Raw genomic sequence first — 17,982 nt, forward strand, 5'->3', positions numbered from 1 at the left:
GCAAAAGACGGACAGAACGAATTTTCGGGATGTCCGTCATGCAGCTTGCCCTTTACGAAAAATACGACCTGCGACTGCCGCGCTATACCAGCTATCCGACCGCGCCGCATTTCCATGCCGATGTGAATGGCGAGGTGTTTGAAGGCTGGCTGGGTGATCTTGATCCCGCGCAACCGTTATCGCTTTATCTGCATGTCCCCTATTGCGAGGAAATGTGCTGGTTCTGCGGCTGCAACACCAAGATCACCAAAACTTACAAGCCGGTGAATGGCTATGTCACAGCCCTTCTGACCGAGATCGAAGGTACGCTTGGCAAACTGCCTGCCGACCAGAAATTCACAGTGTCGCACATTCACTTTGGCGGCGGCAGCCCGACCATCCTCAAGGCCGACGACCTGCGCGCCATCATGGCCGCAATCCGTTCTCGCCTTGATATCCTTGATGATGCCGAAATCGCCATTGAAATGGATCCGCGCACTGCGACCGATGATTTCATGGAAGCCATGGTCGAGTGCGGCTTTAACCGTGCCAGCATCGGCATTCAGGATTTCAACCAACAGGTCCAGACGGCGGTCAACCGTATTCAAAGCATGCAGCTTGTCCGTGATGTGATTGCCAAACTGCGCTCGCACGGGATTGCCGGCATCAATGTCGATCTGATGTATGGCCTGCCGTTCCAGACCGTGGACTCACTGCGCGAAACGGTTGATCAGACGGTGGAGCTGTGCCCTGATCGCCTGTCGGTCTTTGGCTATGCCCATGTGCCATGGATGAAAAAGCATCAACAGCTTATCCCGACCGAGGCCCTGCCAAATACCGGGGAACGCTGGGCACAGTATGAGGAAATCCAGAACCGCCTTGCCAAACATGGCTTTGTCGCCATCGGCCTTGATCACTTCGCCCATCAGGCCGACAGCATGGCGCGCGCCCTGTCTGATGGCCTGCTGCACCGGAACTTCCAAGGTTACACCACCGACCGGGCAGAAGCCCTGATCGGGTTTGGCCCGTCTGCAATTTCGTCCCTGCCGCAGGGCTATGCGCAAAATGACCCGGCACTGGCCCGCTGGCAGCGCGCAGTCGAAGGTGGCAAATGCGCCATTGAAAAGGGTGTTGCCCTCACCAGCGAAGACAAATTGCGCCGCGACATCATTAATGAGTTGATGTGCAATCTTGCCGTCGACCTTGACCCGGTTTGCGCCAGCCACGGCATTTCGGCCGATCGCTTCGCGCCAGAGCTTGAGCGCATCAAGGCAATGACCCGGGATGGCATTGTCGAAGTTCAGGGAAATTACATTAAACTGAGCGAGTTGGGCCGTCCGCTGGTGCGCGCGGTTTGCGCAGCATTTGATACCTATCTGAACCACGCGCACGGGCGTCATTCACAAGCCGTTTGATAAACAAACACGCTGCATGAAGGGAGCCAAATGGCTCCCTTTTTTTATTCGACTCAGGCCCCTTTGCGCAGGGTCAGAATGACAATACCGCTGACGACGACCAGACCGCCCAGCATCTGGATCGGGCTGATCATCTGCCCCAGAATGACCCAGCCAAACAGCAATGTAGCGATTGGCTCCATATTCATCACCGGCGCATTGCGCGCCATATCAAGGCGCGGCACATTGATGAACAGAACCGCGAACGCCCCGCCGTACAGCAGCATCAAGGCCATAAGCCCCATCCATCCCGGCATGGCATTCGGAAGCCCCATACCACCCGGCACAACATCGCCGATCCCGGCAATGATCATCGAAACAAAAACAACCAGCATGGTGAACATCGAGCGTACCGGCCCGCTGATCCCGGCAAGCTTGTGATCGGTTACCCAGAAGGCCACCGAAAGAACGGTCGCTGCCATCAGCGCAAAGCCGATGCCCATCCACCAACTTGATGTCACCTCAGCCCCGCCGCCGAGAATACCCGGCAGATCAAGCGCAAGCACAAGACCCGACAGGATAAACAACATCAAACCTGCCGCACGCAATGTCGGGCGCGGACCGCCGAGCCCCCATGTCAGCAAGGCAAGAATGATCGGAAAGGTATTGGCCGTCAGCAGCGCCAGGGCGACCGGCACACGGGCCACAGCGGAATAAAGACACAGGCTCTGGATCGTGATCATCAGGCCAAGCACCAATTGCCAGCGCACCAGAACCCGCGGCAAACGAATGGAATGACGTTTGAAATAGACGATCGCAATCAGGATCGAAAGCGCAACAGCCGAGCGGCATAAAACAGCCAGAAGCAGCCCTGTCCCGTTTTCAAAAGTCAGGCGTGCGGCAACATGGTTTGCCGCAAAAAAGCAGGCAACAGCGGCCAAAATCGCAACTGCAATGTGGCGTGGAAACAATTGCGGTGCATTTAACACACGCACAGCTGTGGGATCGGTCGGGGACGAAGACATCGGGGCGATATTCCTTGGTGGTGGTGCCCGGTGAATAGACCCGATACACCACAACAAAACAAGGTGTTATCGACCTTTCAGGTCAGGGAGCCCCCAAAAGCTCCAGACAGCGCTGCGCAACCATGCGGGCCGGCTGCAAGGACGGATGCTTGAATGGCACCAGTTCGGTGTCGGGCAAAAGCGGTCTGGCATAGCCGCCTTCATAAAGGCTTTGATGCAGGCGTTTATGCCGCTTGTTGGCCAGACCATCGGGATCAAAGATATAGACACCACCCGGTGCCGCGGCCGCCTCACAACACATCGAAACGGAATCACTGGTCACGATCTTCACATCGGCAAGCGCGAGATAGCCGAAATACGGGTTTTCGGCCTGGGATGTCCAGTCATGCAGGTGATAAGGCACGCCGGACGCTGCCAACCGCTCGGCGATCAGGGCTTCGTTTTCCACACCCGTACGGCGGCTGGTGGTGACAAGCAAAGACCCGTTGACCGCACTTGCGGCTTCAACCGCCTTGTCGATCAGTTGTTCTGCCATGTCTTTGGTAAAGGTCGTGCGCTTGGTACTTCCGCCAATGATCAGGGCGAACTTTGGCTCGGGCAGACCTTTGAAATGCGGGCGCCATTTGTCGGCCTCGATCAAAAGCCTGCTTTCGGTCACACGGTGCGGCGCACCCGGGATTTCGACGATATTTTCACGAATGACAGAACGGTCATGTGCCGGGACGGCAATAAGATCAAAGGCACTTTCGAAGCCATCCGGGCGCATGATGATGCAAATGCGGGTATGGCCGCGACTTTGCTTTTTGATCCAGCGCGCCACGGGCGCGGAACGCCGCCCGCAACAGATGACAAGATCCGGCCATGGCGCCACCAGTCGCCTGCGCGATGCCTCATCAATCCCGATCAGACTGGTTCGGCGGATAAAGTTCGGAAGACGCACAAATTTTGTAAACCCGATATCAATGCGCTTGAAAGGCTGTGCCAGAGCCTCGGCAACCCCCAAACACTGATTGACATTGCCGGTCCGGTCATCGGCCAGAACCCAGATCAGGTGTGTGTCTTCGTCGCTCATGCAGGGAACTTTCCTGACAGGTTTGTTCGGGCTTGATCAACCGTGCATAAATGTGGTCTGAAAATCCCGCGGATGCTTTCCTGATAGGTACAGCCTGATCCAACGATTATCAAGCACGAGAAGAATCGGTAAAATTTGCGCTGGGCTTTGAAATCTTTTTGTAATCTAATCCCGACGCCCCACCTTTAAGGGAAGACTTCCCACCCTTAAGAAGGGGTAGATCAAAGCCCAACGCCAACGTGGACAGAATGCTGAACTCTTCGGTTTCAATCAAAAGAATATCCCGGATCGTATTATGCGGTTTGCTTGCACTGCTGCCGGTAACAGTATGGTTGGTCACGACGTTCTGGCATGAGGCAAAGCTGATCGACATCACCGAAGATGGCCGCAACAAGCTTGAGCTGTATCGATCCAACCTTCAGGGCGCGATCAAGGAACACGAATATCTGCCGATTACGCTGGCATCGGATAAACGCATCATCGATCTTGCAATCCATGCCGATCCGGTGATTGCAAAGGCCGTCAACATTTACCTTGAAAAACTGGCAGCCGACAGCGGCGCCTCAGACATCTATTTCATGGATCAAAATGGCGACACCCTGGCTGCCAGCAACTGGAACAGCGATGCGTCCTTTATCGGACGCAACTTTTCATTCCGCCCCTATTTCCAGCAGGCCAAAAGCGGCCTGACCGGTCATTACTTTGCCTTCGGGATTACCTCGAACGTACCGGGCTATTATATCTCCCACCCGGTGCGCCCGGACGGGACGAGTTTTGCCGGTGCCGTGGTGGTCAAGACCCACCTTGAAACCCTTGTGCAGCGTTGGGCACGCGGCAGCGAAAGCGTTCTGGTCACCGATCAGAACGGCGTCGTTATCATTTCATCCAATCTCGATTGGCGGTTTCGCGACCTTGCCGGGCTCGGCAACAATGATCGCCCCCGCCTGATCGCGTCGCGCAAATATGGTGACTACCCGCTTGAACCCATGCCGTTGCTGGATGGGGCATGGCCTGTTGATGATAGCCCGGCAATCCTCAGCCTCGGCCCGGTTGCCAGCGAAGACGAAGCAAGATCTGCCAACGAACAAGCAACCGGTAAAGTGCAAACGCGCCAGACCACGCCAAACAAGACAACTTATCTCGTGACGGCAAGCACACTTCCCAAACAGGGCTGGCGAATGTTTCTTTTGACCGATAAATCCGTGCTGGATCGATCCGTGATCAGTGCCGGTGCAATGGGCGGCGCTGCGCATATCATTCTGACCGGTCTGATTTTCATCATCCTGCAACGCCGGCGCGCGATGCTTGAACAGCTTGAAATCCGCGACTGGTCGCAACGCGAACTTGAACGACAGGTTCGCCTGCGCACGACCGACCTTATGAACACCAACCAGCGACTTGCAGAAGAAATTACCGAACGGTCACGCACCGAAGACGCGCTTCGCACGGCCCAGGCCGAGCTGGTCCAAACCAGCAAGCTTGCCGCCCTTGGTCAGATGTCCGCCGGGATCGCCCATGAAATCAACCAGCCCCTGACCGCCATCCGGAACTATGCGGAAAACGCGATGAAGTTCATCGCACGCGACAATAAGGAAACGGCAAACCGCAACCTGCAACGGATTTCAGAACTGACCGATCGCATGGGGCGCATTACCGGCAATCTCAAAACATTTTCGCGCCGCCCGGAACAGGATAATCATCCGGTCGATGTCCCGGCCCAGATGCAAATGGCAATTGATCTTGCGATTGAAAGCGGGCGCGCAGGTGTCGAAAACATCACCCTGCACCAGCACGGCGATGTCAAACACGTCATTGCCGAAGCCAATCAGCTGACCCAGGTCTTTACCAATCTGATCAATAACGCGGCGGATGCCTGCCAGAATATGGCAAACCCCGAAATTGATATCGCGATCACCGGCGGCGAAGACCGGGTGATTGTGAAGGTCAATGACAACGGGCATGGCATTTTGCCAGATAACCTGCCCAAGCTTTTTGACCCCTTCTTTACCACCAAACCGTTTGGTGATGGTCTGGGGCTTGGGCTTTCGATCTGTTATGGCATCATTCGAAGCTTTGGCGGAACGCTCCGTGCGGAAAACCGCCCGCAAGGCGGCGCATCCTTCATTGTCGAGCTCCGCTATGATGGCCCCGGCGATGCGGAGCCGAAAAACAGCATCTCGACGCCCGCCTTCACGGCTGCTAAAACACCTTCAGAAACCCGCACACACCTTGCAAACCATCACGATCAGGGCTGACACGCAAATTGTCCTCTGATCCAGTTATCAGGTCAAAGGATAAGCCAGTGCCAACCAGTGCCGAATGCGTTCTGTTTGTTGACGACGACGAAGATGTGCGTGAAGCCGCACAGCAAACGCTGGAACTTGCCGACATCCCAGTCGAAGTCTTCTCGGACGCCGCGTCTGCGGTTGAACGCCTGAAAAAAGGTTGGCCGGGCATTGTGATTTCCGACATTCGCATGCCGAAGATGGACGGCCTTGATCTGCTGACAGAGGTCAAAAAGATCGATCCGGAAATGCCGGTTATTCTGGTCACCGGGCATGGTGATGTCGCAACCGCCGTTCAGGCCATGCATGACGGGGCTTTTGACTTTATCGAAAAGCCCTATGCCCCGGATCTGTTCATCGACATTACCCGCCGCGCAATGAGCCACCGCGCCCTTGTGCTTGAGAACCGCACGCTCAAGATCGAACTGGCGCGCCATTCCAAAAACGCATCGGACTTTATCGGCCGCAATCCGGCGATGGAAAAGCTCCGCACCCTCATCGGGAATGTCGCGGCCACCAACGCCCATGTCCTGATCAACGGCGAAACCGGATCGGGCAAGGAAGTGATCGCGCGCAACCTGCATGAAATGTCGGGTCGTCCCGGCCCGTTTGTGGCTGTGAATTGCGGCGGCATGCCAGAACATCTGATTGAATCAGAACTGTTTGGCCACGAAGCCGGCGCCTTCACCGGGGCCGATCACAAACGTATCGGCAAGTTCGAGTTTGCCCACAAGGGCACGCTGTTCCTTGATGAAATCGAAAGCATGCCGCTGGCGCTGCAAATCAAGCTTCTTCGTGTTTTGCAAGAACGCGCGGTTGAACGGCTTGGATCAAACCGGGTTCTGCCGATCGACTTGCGGGTTATTGCTGCCACCAAGGTCGATCTGCGGTCCGCATCGGCACGCGGTGAGTTTCGCGAAGACCTTTATTATCGCCTGAATGTCGTGCAACTGCATATCCCCCCGCTTCGTGATCGCAAGGATGACATCGCGCTGTTGTTTGAATATTTCACCCGTGACGCTGCCAAGCGGTTTGAGCGTACCGTCACCGCCTTGAGTGCGGCGGAACTGGCACGGTTCAATGCCTATGACTGGCCGGGCAATGTGCGCGAACTCCGCAATGCCGCCGAACGGCGGGTGCTTGGTCTTGATCCCCTGACAAACAGCGAGGATGGCGAAGACAATTATGCCGTTCCCCTGCCCCAGCAAGTCGAGGCATTTGAAAAAAGCCTGATTACCGAAGCCCTGCGCGAACATGGCGGCAATGTTACGGCCACGGTCAGTGCACTTGGCGTGCCACGCAAGACATTTTACGACAAGCTGACCAAATACAACATTGTCCCGGCCGAATTCCGACGCCCGCGCTAATCAACCGATCAGGAGCCCGTCAGTTAGACGGGCTTTTTTATTGTCTCGCCCCGTCAAATCCGCGCCCGGCATCGTGTGCGGCAGTCCGCACACTGGCATGAAATTCGTGTGCGCCTTCACACACGAAACAGCCCAAATTTGCTGCATCGCAGCAACATGAAATTCACCTTACTTCATTGATATAATTACATAAATCCAACTGATTTCGAACTGGCCCAGAGCTTGCTGATTACGGCACAGCGCCAAACGGCGTTTTAGAACGACGCCAAAAATGGCGCGCTAACGGGAAAACAGATTTAATTCATCAAGGGAGACGTTTTGATGCGTCCTATCAGCAAAAGCATTCTTGCTGCTGGCGTTGCTGCCGCAGCACTTCTGGGGTCCAACTTTGCCGCGTCGGCACAGGAAGTGATCAAGTTCGCGCACGTTGTTGCGCCGAACACCCCGAAAGGCCAGGGTGCCGACTTCTTTAAAAAACGCGCTGAAGAAATTCTTGGCGACAAGGTCCAGATCGAAATCTATCCGAACTCGCAGCTGTTTGATGACGACAAGGTTCTTGCTGCCATCTTGCGTGGTGACGTTCAGTTCGGCGCACCGTCTCTTGCGAAATTCGGCAAATGGACCAAAAAACTTCAGGTCTATGATCTTCCGTTCCTGTTCAAGGACATGGATGCGGTTTCCTGCTTCCAGAACGGCGAAAAAGGTCAGGAACTGCTGAACGCGATGTCGTCCAAAGGCCTGACCGGCGTTGGTTACTGGCACAATGGCCTGAAACAGCTTTCGGCCAACAAGCCGCTGCGCGCACCGGAAGATGCTGCTGGTCAGAAATTCCGTATTCAGTCGTCTGACGTGATCGCCGCCCAGTTCGAAGCTGTTGATGCGGTTCCGCAGAAAATGGCCTTCTCGGAAACCTATTCGGCCCTTCAGACCGGCGTTGTCGACGGTCAGGAAAACACCTGGTCGAACATCTATTCCAAGAAGTTCTTCGAAGTTCAGGATTACATCACCGAATCCAACCACGGTCTGCTTGACTACATGGTCGTCACCTCGACCAAGTGGTGGGAAGGTCTGGATCCGGAAATCCGCGACGGCCTCGCCCAGGCGATGAAAGAAGCCAGCGATTACGCAAACGGCCTGTCGGCGGAACTGACCGCTGAACAGCGTCAGGCAGTGATTGACTCCGGCGAAACCGAAATCCTGCAGCTTTCCGGCGAAGAATTCGCCAAATGGCAGACTGCAATGAAACCGGTTTGGGATGAGTTCTCTGGCGATATCGGCCAGGACATCATCGACGCCGCTGCTGCGTGCAACTGATCCGTACTTTTTTTCCAACATCATCGGAAAAGGGCCGTTCAAGATGATCTCAACGGTCGTTAACCGGCTGGAGGAGGGCATTATTGCCCTCCTGCTCGCCGCTATGACGTCGCTTACCTTTGTAAACGTCGTCATGCGTTACGTGTTCAATTCCGGCCTGACCTGGGCCTTGGAAACCACGGAATTTCTTTTTGCCTGGCTGATCCTGTTTGGCATGTCCTATGGGGTCAAGGTTGGGTCGCATATCGGGGTGGACGCCCTCGTTCGCCTGTTCCCCAAGAATGCCCAGCGCGTCATCGGTCTGATCGTCGTCGCGGCCGGCATTCTGTATTCGAGCTGGCTGATTATTGGCGGCTGGGAGCTGGTCAGCTTCAACCACATGCTTGAAATGGAAGCCGAAGACAGCCCGATCATGCTGTGGATCGTCTATCTGATCATGCCGGTGGGTGCCGCTTTGCTGGCGTTCCGTCTGGCACAGGTTGGCTGGCGCATCATTACCGGCCAACAGGTCGGCTTCAATCTGGCTGACGAAGCACGCGAAGCGATTGACCAGCTTGGCGCAAGCACTGTGGAGGACGACAAGTCCGCCACGGCTTCGACGCCAAAATCGTAAGCCGGACAGGGGGAACATTCAAATGACTATCGCATTCCTGTTTATCCTGCTGTTTGGCTTGATGGCGCTTGGCGCACCGATTGCCATTTCGCTGGGTGTTGCGTCGCTTTCGACCATCCTTCTTTTTGGCGACGACAGCCTTGCCACCCTGGCAGAAAAGCTTTTTGGCGGGATGGAGCACTACACCCTTCTTGCCATTCCCTACTTCATTCTGGCATCGGCCTTCCTGTCGACCGGGGGTGTTGCCCGCCGCCTGATCCGCTTTGCCATTGATACCGTGGGCTGGTTCCCCGGTGGTCTTGCCATGGCATCGGTTCTGGCCTGCATGCTGTTTGCGGCTGTTTCGGGCTCAAGCCCGGCAACCGTCGTTGCCATCGGCTCCATCGTGATTGCCGGCATGGTGCGCGCAGGTTACCCGCAAAGCTTTGCGGCTGGTGTCATCTGTAATGCCGGTACGCTTGGCATTCTGATCCCGCCATCCATCGTGATGGTTGTTTACGCCGCCGCGACCGAGGTTTCGGTTGGGCGCATGTTCCTTGCTGGCGTTATTCCGGGGATCATGGTCGGCCTGATGTTGATGATTGCGATCTATATCGTCGCACGCATCAAGAAACTGCCAAGCCAGCCCCGCCCGACCCTTGGTGAATGGGGCGGCGCGCTGTTTTCGGCATCGGGTGGCCTGTTGCTGGTTCTGCTGATCATGGGTGGTATTTATGGCGGGGTCTTCACCCCGACCGAGGCCGCGGCGGTTGCCGCGTTCTATGCCATGTTTGTTGCCGTGCTGTTTTACCGCGACATGGGCCCGATCAAGGAACTTTCGTGGGTGCCGGAAAACGGCAATACCGGCATTGGCAGCCTGATGGCGCACAACATTCCGAAAATGGGCAAGGCACTGGTCCTGATCCCGTTTGACAAGGAAGTCCGTCACGTCCTGCTCGATGCAGGCAAGGTCACGATCATGCTGATGTTCATCATCGCCAACGCGATGCTGTTTGCCCATGTTCTGACCTCTGAACGCATTCCGCACACCATTGCCGAAACCATCATTGGATGGGGTCTTCCGGCTTGGGGCTTCCTGATTGTCGTCAACATTGTTCTGCTGATTGCTGGCAACTTCATGGAACCATCAGCGATCCTTCTGATCATGGCGCCGATCCTGTTCCCGATTGCCATGCAGCTGGGCATTGATCCGATCCATCTGGGCATCATCATGGTGGTCAATATGGAGATCGGCATGATTACGCCGCCGGTCGGATTGAACCTGTTTGTGACATCCGGGATTACCGGCATGCCGTTGCTTAAGGTCGTGAAGGCCGCCTTCCCGTGGCTTCTGATCCTGCTGGGCTTCCTGGTCCTGATCACCTATGTCCCGGTGATATCGACCTGGCTTCCGACCACCCTCATGGGGCCGGAACGGATCATGACCCACTAACCAGGTTTGATCGGATACATACAAAAATCAAGGGCGGCATTCAATCGGATGCCGCCCTTGCTGTATTTCAGTGCCTCGGCCCGCGACATGCGGTAGTATTGGTTAAACCCATGACAACCAAGAAAAACCAGGCCTGCTTGCGCCTCTGGAAGGAGCGGTTTCAAAATGTCCAAGATGAATTTCAACGACTATGGCCGCTGCATGGCGACCTATAACAGTTGGCAGAACGGCGTGCTGTTTGACCTCTGCGATCAGATCGGCGATGTCGAACGGCGGTTGGATCGCAATATGTTCTTTGGCTCCATCCACAACACGCTAAACCATATCCTGTATGTTGATCTGCGCATTCTGACCATCCTGCGCACCGGTGAAGCTGGTCCGTTCGAACCAACCACCATCGTTGCCGACGATTTCGAAACGCTTAAGGCCATGCGGGCCGAAGTCGATGCCGACATCACCGAATTCGTCGAAGGCACCGATCACAGCTGGCAGGATGAAATCCGCGAACTTCCCTTCCCTGATGGCGTCACCCGCAAAATCCCCCGACAGCTGTTTCTGGTACAACTGTTCAATCATCAAACCCATCATCGTTCTCAGATCACAAGCGAACTGCACAAGATGGGCCTTGATTACGGCAACACGGACGTGCCCTACACGCCCGATCTGCCAATAAGCTAAGACGCAATCCAAGCAACCGCTGGCAGAAGCCTGAATTTTATGGATAATACAGGGCTCGGGATTATCACACCCGACGCCCCACATTGCTGCGCCTTGGTCACCTTGCTTACCTGCGCGTGCTTGCATACTCCGCGCAACGCGTGCCCTCTGATCGGGGCTCTGACCCGCCGCCAAACACTGAACGGAATTGATTGCGCATGTCCACGCCCCTGCCCAGCGCATCGCTTGACCCGAAAAAGCTTGCCATCTTGCTTGCCGCACTGGTTGCGACAGCACCATTTGCCATTGATACCTACCTGCCGGCGATCCCGGCAATGGCACGCGACTTCGGCGAAGCCACCCATGCTGTCGAAGTTTCCGTCAGTACCTTCTTGATCGGATTTGCCTTGGGGCAACTGATCGGAGGACCGCTGTCTGACCGGATTGGTCGACGTCCCATCGCCTTGGTCGGGTTGGTAATCTATATCGTCACCAGCGCGATCATCACCACCGTCGACAGCGCCTTTTCGCTTAATGTCATGCGCTTTTTCCAGGCCATTGGCGGCGGGTTTTCGATTGTGATTGTCGGCGCGTCGGTGCGCGATCTGTTTGAAGGCAAGGAAGCCGCGCGCATGTTTGCGCTGATTGCGGTGATCATGATGATTGCACCGCTTGTCGCACCAACCATCGGCTCGTTACTGCTGGTCTGGTCAACATGGCAGTCGATCTTTGTGCTGCTGATTGTCTATGGCAGCCTGATGCTTGCCATCGTTTACCTGAAACTGCCCGAAACAAGCTTGATGCGCCGACGCCATCCCGGCCCGGTTCGCCGGGTCTGGTGGACTTATCTGGAAGTCCTGCGCACGCGCAAGGCGGTTGGCTTTATGCTAACCCATGCCGGGGCCAGTGCGGTGATGTTCAGTTTCGTCACCGACAGCCCGTTTATGTATATCGATTTCTTTGGCGTACCGCAGGCTTACTTCCCCTATCTGTTCGGGGCCAATGTTGCGGTGATTATCATCTGTAACCGGCTCAACAATCCGTTGCTCAAACGCCTCGAATGTCATCAGATTCTAAAAATCGGCACCGGCATTCAACTTGTCGCGACCATCGGCTTGTTCATTGCGACAAATGTCTTTGAGCCAAGCTTGTGGACAGTGGTGCCGTTCATCATGTTCTCGGTCGGCCTGATCGGTCTGACGGCCCCGAATGCCACGGCATCCTTCATGCAGTATTTCCCGTATATCGGCGGTACGGCGACGGCCCTTTTGGGAACGATCCAGTTCGCCACCGGCGCGGTTGCAGGCATCGTCATCGGTCATTTTCATGACAACACTTTGTTGCCACTGACCGTATCGATGCTGGGCTTTGCAATTTTTGCCAATCTGATGGTCCATTTTATGGCCGACGCAAAACAGACAGAATCCCCCACCTGATCAAGCTGCTGATCACACCGACCCCGCCACCACTCATTTCAGGATATCTTCAATGGCCCGGATGACATTTGACGACTATGGCTGCGCAATGGCCAAATACAACACGTGGCAGAACAGCGTGCTTTATGATCTTTGCGATCAGATTGGCGACGAAGAACGCCGTCGTGATCGCGGCATGTTCTTTAAGTCGATCAATGCCACCCTTAATCATCTGGTGCATATAGACCGTCGTATTCTCAGCATCATGAAAACCGGAAACGCCCCGGCCTATGACGCCCACACCCAGGTCGCCGGTGATTTTGATGAGTTGCGCCAAATCCGCCGCGATCTTGATGCCGAGATCGAGGCTTTTGTCGCCTCGGACGATCGTGACTGGCAGGATGGATATCGCGAATTCACCGGTGTCGACGGCATTACCCGCAACCTGCCCCGCCCGCTATTTTTGGTGCAATTCTTCAATCACCAAACCCATCACCGCTCCCAGATCACCAGCGAATTGCACAAGATGGGTATTGATTACGGCATCACCGACGTGCCGTTGACACCGGATTTGGGACTTTAACAGGCCGACTGTTAAAGCCCTCCCTGCCTATTTCCCGGTGAAGACCGGTTTGCGTTTTTCAAGAAACGCGGTGTAGCCTTCCTTGAAATCGGCACTTTCAAAGGCGCGGTAGCCTTCATCAAATTCATGCATATCAATTGAACCACCCTGGCGCAGGCGGTTCAGCATGCTTTTGTGCGCCCGCTGCGTCAGTGGCGCACCACCGGCAATGCGTTTGCCGGTCCTGGCAACTTCTTCGTCAAACACTTCAAGCGCGACATGACGGGCGATAAAGCCGATCTCGCGTGCACGGACGACATCAAACACCTGCCCTTCAAGCAGGATTTCAAACAACGCCGCCTCGCCCAGCAGATCAAGCATGATTTCAAGCTCGGGATAGCCAAGTGTTGCGCCCAGTTTCATCGGCGGCACAGCGAACTTTGCGTTATCGGCGGCAATGCGCATGTCGCACGCCGCTGCCAGCACGAAAGACGCCCCCATGCACGGGCCGTCAATTGCGGCAATCACCGGATGCGTGCAGTTCTGGATGGTCTGAAGCGCCTCGGCATGCAGCATGCCGTAATCGCGTGCTTTCTCGAACCCGGACCGTTCACGCACGAACTCATGGATATCTGCCCCGGCACCAAAACCAGCCCCTTCGCCACCGCGAATAATCACGCTGCGCAGATCAAGATCATCCGACAATTCGTGAACAATCGTCGCCAACGCGCCCCACATCGGTTTGGTCAGGGCATTTTTGCGTTCCGGCTGACAGATCGTGATGGTGGCAACGCGATCATCAATGGTGACATTCAGTCCGGTCTGATCAGTCATGGCATTTCCTTTTGGGGCTTGCTGTTTGGGCACAGCTTAAATCGGCATAACGATACCGAATAAACCCAAAATGCTGTTTTGCCAACAAAAGACCAATTGGCTGCGCCCGACTGCGGTTAATCCCGCAACGTGCCAAGCTTATCGCCCAGCCATTTGACAGCCTGCTCAACATCCGCCTCGTAATGGATTGCCGGCGGCTTCATCCCGTGGACAAACAAATCGCGCCGGATATCGTGTTTCGTGCCGCTAAAGACAATCAGCCCGCCCCGGCTGCGTACTTTTTGAACCAAACTTGCCAGCGTATTGGCGGCTGTGGAATCAAGAAAAGGCACGGCTGAAAAATCAACAACCAGTGCGCGGCGCGTATCACCGATACGATCCAGCACCGATCCGAAGGCCGCCGTCGCCCCAAAGAAAAAGACGCCGGAAATTCGGTAAACAACGATGTCGGGATCACCGGCCGATACAGGATCCGATGCCATCAAGACGACCTGATTATCCGCCCGGTCCTCGGCAACAAAGGGGGTAGCGCTTTCGATATCGGCCATGCGTGACATACGCCGGATAAACAGAACCGATCCCAACGCAAACCCGACAACAATCGCCTCAAGCAGATCGCGAAACACGGTCAGAAGCAACGTTGTCAGCAAAACCGCCGCATCACCACGCGATGATCGCAGCAAAGTAACGATGGCGTGCTTTTCGATCATGTTCCAGGCAACGGTTGCCAACAGACCGGCAAGGCATGCCAGGGGAATGAACCCCGCCAAGGGGGCCGCAATCAGAATGAACAGTAACAGAAATACGCCGTGCAAAATTCCGGCGATCGGACCGTGCGCCTTGGATCGCACATTGGTTGCTGTGCGCGCGATTGTGCCGGTAACGCAAATGCCCCCGAACAGGCCCGATGCAACGTTTGCAACACCCTGTGCTACCAGTTCGCAATTTGATCTGTGCCGACGTCCCGTCATGCCATCGGCCACCACAGCAGACAGCAGTGACTCAATCGCCCCCAAAAGCGCAAAGGCAATGGCGTTTGGAAGCACCGCCTGCGCCTTGGCAAAATCAATATCGGGCAAGGATGGCAGTGGAAAACTGCTTGGAATGCCGCCGTAAATACTGCCGATCGTCGCAACCGGAAGATCAAACACAGCCGTTATAAACGCGGCACCGACCACGGCAATCAGCATGCCCGGCCAATGCGGGCGAACATATTTAAGCCCGACAATCACCAGAATAGTCGACCCTGACAACATCACGGTCGCAAGATCCACACTCGGCAAAGCGGCCCAGATAACCGGCAGCTTTTCAAGAAACGGTCCCGGCTCCGGACCACCAAGATCAAGTCCAAGCAGATCCTTGATCTGACTGGCAAAGATGATGAAGGCAATTCCGGCGGTAAAACCAACCGTCACAGGATAGGGGATAAACTTGATATAGGTGCCCAGCCTGAACAGGCCGATCAAAACCAGAAGCACGCCCGCCATGATCGTTGCCAGCAACAGGCCATCCATGCCGTGCGCCTGAACAGTGGCTGCGACCAGTACAATGAAGGCACCTGCCGGCCCCCCGATCTGAAACCGGCTCCCGCCCAGAAGCGAGACCAGTATCCCGCCAATAATCGCTGTATAAAGGCCTTGTGCCGGTGTCGCCCCGGATGCAATTGCAATCGCCATCGACAATGGCAAGGCAACGATGGCAACGGTCAGCCCGGCAATCGCGTCTGCACGCAATTGCGCAAGACCATACCCTTCACGCAGAACGGTGATCAGCTTCGGTGTAAACAGTTCGACAAAATCCGGCTTGGGATACCGGCTTTTCTCTGGATTTTCTGGCTTCATTTTGCTTGGCACCCTCGTTGGGTGATTGCACACATCAATTCCCCGGCGCGTCCGGGATGATACAGGCCCTTACCGATCAGCAGTCATCCTGTGCGGCAACTACACGAACCGGCACTTTTGAATGCACGCTAATCGTTTCTCGATTGTCGGGTTTCCGCTTCCTTCAGCCGAACCCCCCGACCTGCCCCCATACTCGGAACCTGTTCGCCAATAAGCTCGATACCTGCACGGTCAAGCGCCTCAACCACCTTTGAAAGGGTATCTACGACTCCTCGCACATTGCCCTGACTGGCTTCCATGCGCTGAATGGTCGGAACCGAGACGCCTGACATTTCTGCCAGCATTTTCTGGTCAATCCCCAAAAGGGCCCGCGCGGCCCGCATCTGTCCGGCTGTAATCATCAAGTCACCCTTCCAACAGGCAGATCATCAAACTCCAGATGTAACAAATTCATCTTATAACTTCAATTATGATATCTCAGATATCACTACTGGCGTATTATGTATCATCATAATGACAACAGAACCCCACTTGCATCCCCTTGCTCGGGCAACCGAAACCACAAAGGAACCTGACCAGATGGTCAGCGGCTTTTCTTTGCGCTTTTCGGCCAAAAGCGCTAAGAGGTCGGCAAATAGTCGATCCGGAGAAGGTATAGCCGCCATGACCACTGAGAAACCGACCGCGCATTGCACCTATGCTGCCAAAACTGTCGCCAAGATTTTGCTGGATATCGGGGCTGTGAATTTCCGCCCAGAAGAGGCCTATATCCTGACATCCGGCTGGGCCAGCCCGGTTTACATCGATTGCCGCAAACTGATTTCCTTCCCGCGCGCACGTCGCAAGGTCATTGAACTCGCCGCCCGTCAGGTATCCGATGCGGCTGGCTACGAGGCCTTTGACGCGGTTGCTGGTGGTGAAACAGCTGGTATTCCCTATTCCGCATGGCTCGCCGATGCGCTTGACCTGCCGATGCAGTATGTCCGCAAAAAGCCCAAGGGCTTTGGCCGCAAGGCCCGCATCGAAGGTGACATCCACGAAGGACAGCGCGTTCTTCTGGTCGAAGACCTTGCCACCGACGGCGCATCGAAGGTCAATTTCGTCAACGCCATCCGCGAAGCCGGTGCCGAGTGCAAACATGCGTTTGTCGTCTTCTTCTATGACATTTTCGAAGGTGCGCTTGATGAACTGCGCAAGGACGACATCGAAATGCATTACCTTGCAACCTGGGCCGATGTTCTCGCCGTTGCCGAAGAAGGCGAATATTTCAGCAAGGATGCCATCGAAGGTGTGCGTTCCTTCCTGAACGACCCGATCGGCTGGTCAAAGGCCAATGGCGGCAAACACGACTAATCCAGCGCGATCACAAACACGAAAAACGCCCGCACGATAAATTCGGCGGGCGTTTTTTTTTGCCTTTATGGCGGCTCACAGCGTAATCACATGACCGACTTGGCGGTCGTAAGGACGATGTTGTCTTGCGGTATCATGCGTAAACGGTTTGCCAGATATCCGTCCTTGCACGCGATGAATTCGTGCAGTTCCCGATAATAGGTGGCGGGCACTGCGTTTCGGACCGTCTCGTGCTTGGCCAAATCGCTTGCCCAGCCACGCAACCCGGGAAAGCCGGCAAACAGATCCCGGTTCAACCCGACTGCGATCAGGGCAAACGGCCGAAAAACCGTCGCAAAAACGATATCGAGCATCGAAAGGTCTTTGTCCGTGTCCACGACCTGTGCCGACATCAGATCCGACACAATCGACATCTGTTTGTGGATCTGATGCATCGTCGCATCGACGCTGCTTTCAGACAGATCGCGATAAATCAGATCCGCGGTAAGCGATAATAACTTATCGCCAATCGCAACCACCGCCTGCGCCAACGCATGGTCATAGGCATCCGCCCCACACGGTTTTTTACCCGTAATTGTCTCAAGGTACTGGCAGATGGCGGCGGCCTCAAACAAGGTCCGCTCATCATCAACCACCAGAACAGGAACGTTTCCGGTCGGGCTTAGTGCCAGAAACCAGTCAGGCTTGGCATCAAGGGCAATGTCGGTGCGTTTATGGGCTATGCCATTTTGCGCCAGAACCATCGCGACACGCTGGACATAGGGGCAAAGCCGGTGACCGATCAAATGATATGATGATATCAACTCCACTCCCCCGCCGCATCACAACCAATCATCGCC

General features: G+C 55.4%; 16 protein-coding genes. 10 read left to right on the forward strand and 6 right to left on the reverse strand.

Annotated features, from left to right (window positions below; all coding sequences use genetic code 11):
- The first annotated feature begins 38 nt into the window (after positions 1 to 38).
- On the forward strand, positions 39 to 1,394 hold the full coding sequence (hemN, locus tag IT893_RS11420; RefSeq protein ID WP_197145245.1) for an oxygen-independent coproporphyrinogen III oxidase: 1,356 nt from the start codon (positions 39 to 41) through the stop codon (positions 1,392 to 1,394).
- Positions 1,395 to 1,447: 53 nt separating this feature from the next.
- Here hemN and IT893_RS11425 read toward each other — a convergent pair whose 3' ends face one another.
- Together IT893_RS11425 and IT893_RS11430 are read right to left on the reverse strand one after the other, a co-directional pair.
- Positions 1,448 to 2,398, reverse strand: a complete 951-nt coding sequence (locus IT893_RS11425) for an EamA family transporter (protein WP_197145246.1) — start codon at positions 2,396 to 2,398, stop codon at positions 1,448 to 1,450.
- Positions 2,399 to 2,480: 82 nt separating this feature from the next.
- The gene (locus IT893_RS11430) at positions 2,481 to 3,470 is read right to left on the reverse strand and encodes a mitochondrial fission ELM1 family protein (RefSeq protein WP_197145247.1); all 990 of its coding nucleotides are present in this window, start codon (positions 3,468 to 3,470) and stop codon (positions 2,481 to 2,483) included.
- Positions 3,471 to 3,772: 302 nt separating this feature from the next.
- Between IT893_RS11430 and IT893_RS11435 the strand changes: the two genes are divergently transcribed.
- From IT893_RS11435 to IT893_RS11470, 8 genes are all read left to right on the forward strand, one after another.
- On the forward strand, positions 3,773 to 5,725 hold the full coding sequence (locus IT893_RS11435; protein ID WP_252723930.1) for an ATP-binding protein: 1,953 nt from the start codon (positions 3,773 to 3,775) through the stop codon (positions 5,723 to 5,725).
- 47 nt (positions 5,726 to 5,772) lie between these two features.
- The gene (locus IT893_RS11440; RefSeq protein ID WP_197145249.1) at positions 5,773 to 7,122 is read left to right on the forward strand and encodes a sigma-54 dependent transcriptional regulator; all 1,350 of its coding nucleotides are present in this window, start codon (positions 5,773 to 5,775) and stop codon (positions 7,120 to 7,122) included.
- 321 nt (positions 7,123 to 7,443) lie between these two features.
- Positions 7,444 to 8,436, forward strand: coding sequence for a TRAP transporter substrate-binding protein (locus IT893_RS11445; protein ID WP_064790094.1), 993 nt, complete (start codon positions 7,444 to 7,446; stop codon positions 8,434 to 8,436).
- 103 nt (positions 8,437 to 8,539) lie between these two features.
- Positions 8,540 to 9,049 carry a TRAP transporter small permease gene (locus IT893_RS11450; RefSeq protein WP_252723931.1) on the forward strand — a complete coding sequence of 170 codons (510 nt, stop codon included), beginning with the start codon at positions 8,540 to 8,542 and terminating at the stop codon, positions 9,047 to 9,049.
- A 22-nt stretch (positions 9,050 to 9,071) separates the two neighbouring features.
- Positions 9,072 to 10,481: a TRAP transporter large permease gene (locus IT893_RS11455; RefSeq protein ID WP_197145250.1), complete on the forward strand. Its 1,410-nt coding sequence runs from the start codon at positions 9,072 to 9,074 to the stop codon at positions 10,479 to 10,481.
- A gap of 165 nt (positions 10,482 to 10,646) precedes the next feature.
- A complete protein-coding gene (locus IT893_RS11460; RefSeq protein ID WP_197145251.1) occupies positions 10,647 to 11,159 on the forward strand; it encodes a DinB family protein in 513 nt (170 codons plus the stop codon).
- A gap of 197 nt (positions 11,160 to 11,356) precedes the next feature.
- Positions 11,357 to 12,574 (forward strand): Bcr/CflA family multidrug efflux MFS transporter, encoded by a 1,218-nt coding sequence (locus IT893_RS11465; RefSeq protein WP_063087149.1) that lies wholly within the window; start codon positions 11,357 to 11,359, stop codon positions 12,572 to 12,574.
- Between the two features lie 52 nt (positions 12,575 to 12,626).
- A complete protein-coding gene (locus tag IT893_RS11470; RefSeq protein ID WP_197145252.1) occupies positions 12,627 to 13,136 on the forward strand; it encodes a DinB family protein in 510 nt (169 codons plus the stop codon).
- Between the two features lie 27 nt (positions 13,137 to 13,163).
- On the opposite strand, the gene IT893_RS11475 is transcribed toward IT893_RS11470, so the two are convergent.
- From IT893_RS11475 to IT893_RS11485, 3 genes are all read right to left on the reverse strand, one after another.
- Entirely contained in the window at positions 13,164 to 13,949 is a 786-nt protein-coding gene (locus IT893_RS11475; RefSeq protein WP_197145253.1) for an enoyl-CoA hydratase-related protein, read from the reverse strand.
- A gap of 116 nt (positions 13,950 to 14,065) precedes the next feature.
- Entirely contained in the window at positions 14,066 to 15,790 is a 1,725-nt protein-coding gene (locus tag IT893_RS11480; protein ID WP_197145254.1) for a SulP family inorganic anion transporter, read from the reverse strand.
- Between the two features lie 128 nt (positions 15,791 to 15,918).
- Complete coding sequence (locus IT893_RS11485) at positions 15,919 to 16,191, reverse strand: helix-turn-helix transcriptional regulator (protein WP_063087145.1); 273 nt, start codon at positions 16,189 to 16,191, stop codon at positions 15,919 to 15,921.
- 262 nt (positions 16,192 to 16,453) lie between these two features.
- On the opposite strand from IT893_RS11485, the gene IT893_RS11490 reads away from it, so the two are divergent.
- On the forward strand, positions 16,454 to 17,143 hold the full coding sequence (locus tag IT893_RS11490) for an orotate phosphoribosyltransferase (protein WP_044828964.1): 690 nt from the start codon (positions 16,454 to 16,456) through the stop codon (positions 17,141 to 17,143).
- A gap of 86 nt (positions 17,144 to 17,229) precedes the next feature.
- Here IT893_RS11490 and IT893_RS11495 read toward each other — a convergent pair whose 3' ends face one another.
- A complete protein-coding gene (locus IT893_RS11495) occupies positions 17,230 to 17,946 on the reverse strand; it encodes a glutathione S-transferase family protein (RefSeq protein ID WP_197145255.1) in 717 nt (238 codons plus the stop codon).
- Positions 17,947 to 17,982 lie beyond the last annotated feature (36 nt).

The organism is Thalassospira sp. A40-3 (assembly GCF_015871485.1).
GTDB classification, from domain to species: domain Bacteria; phylum Pseudomonadota; class Alphaproteobacteria; order Rhodospirillales; family Thalassospiraceae; genus Thalassospira; species Thalassospira tepidiphila.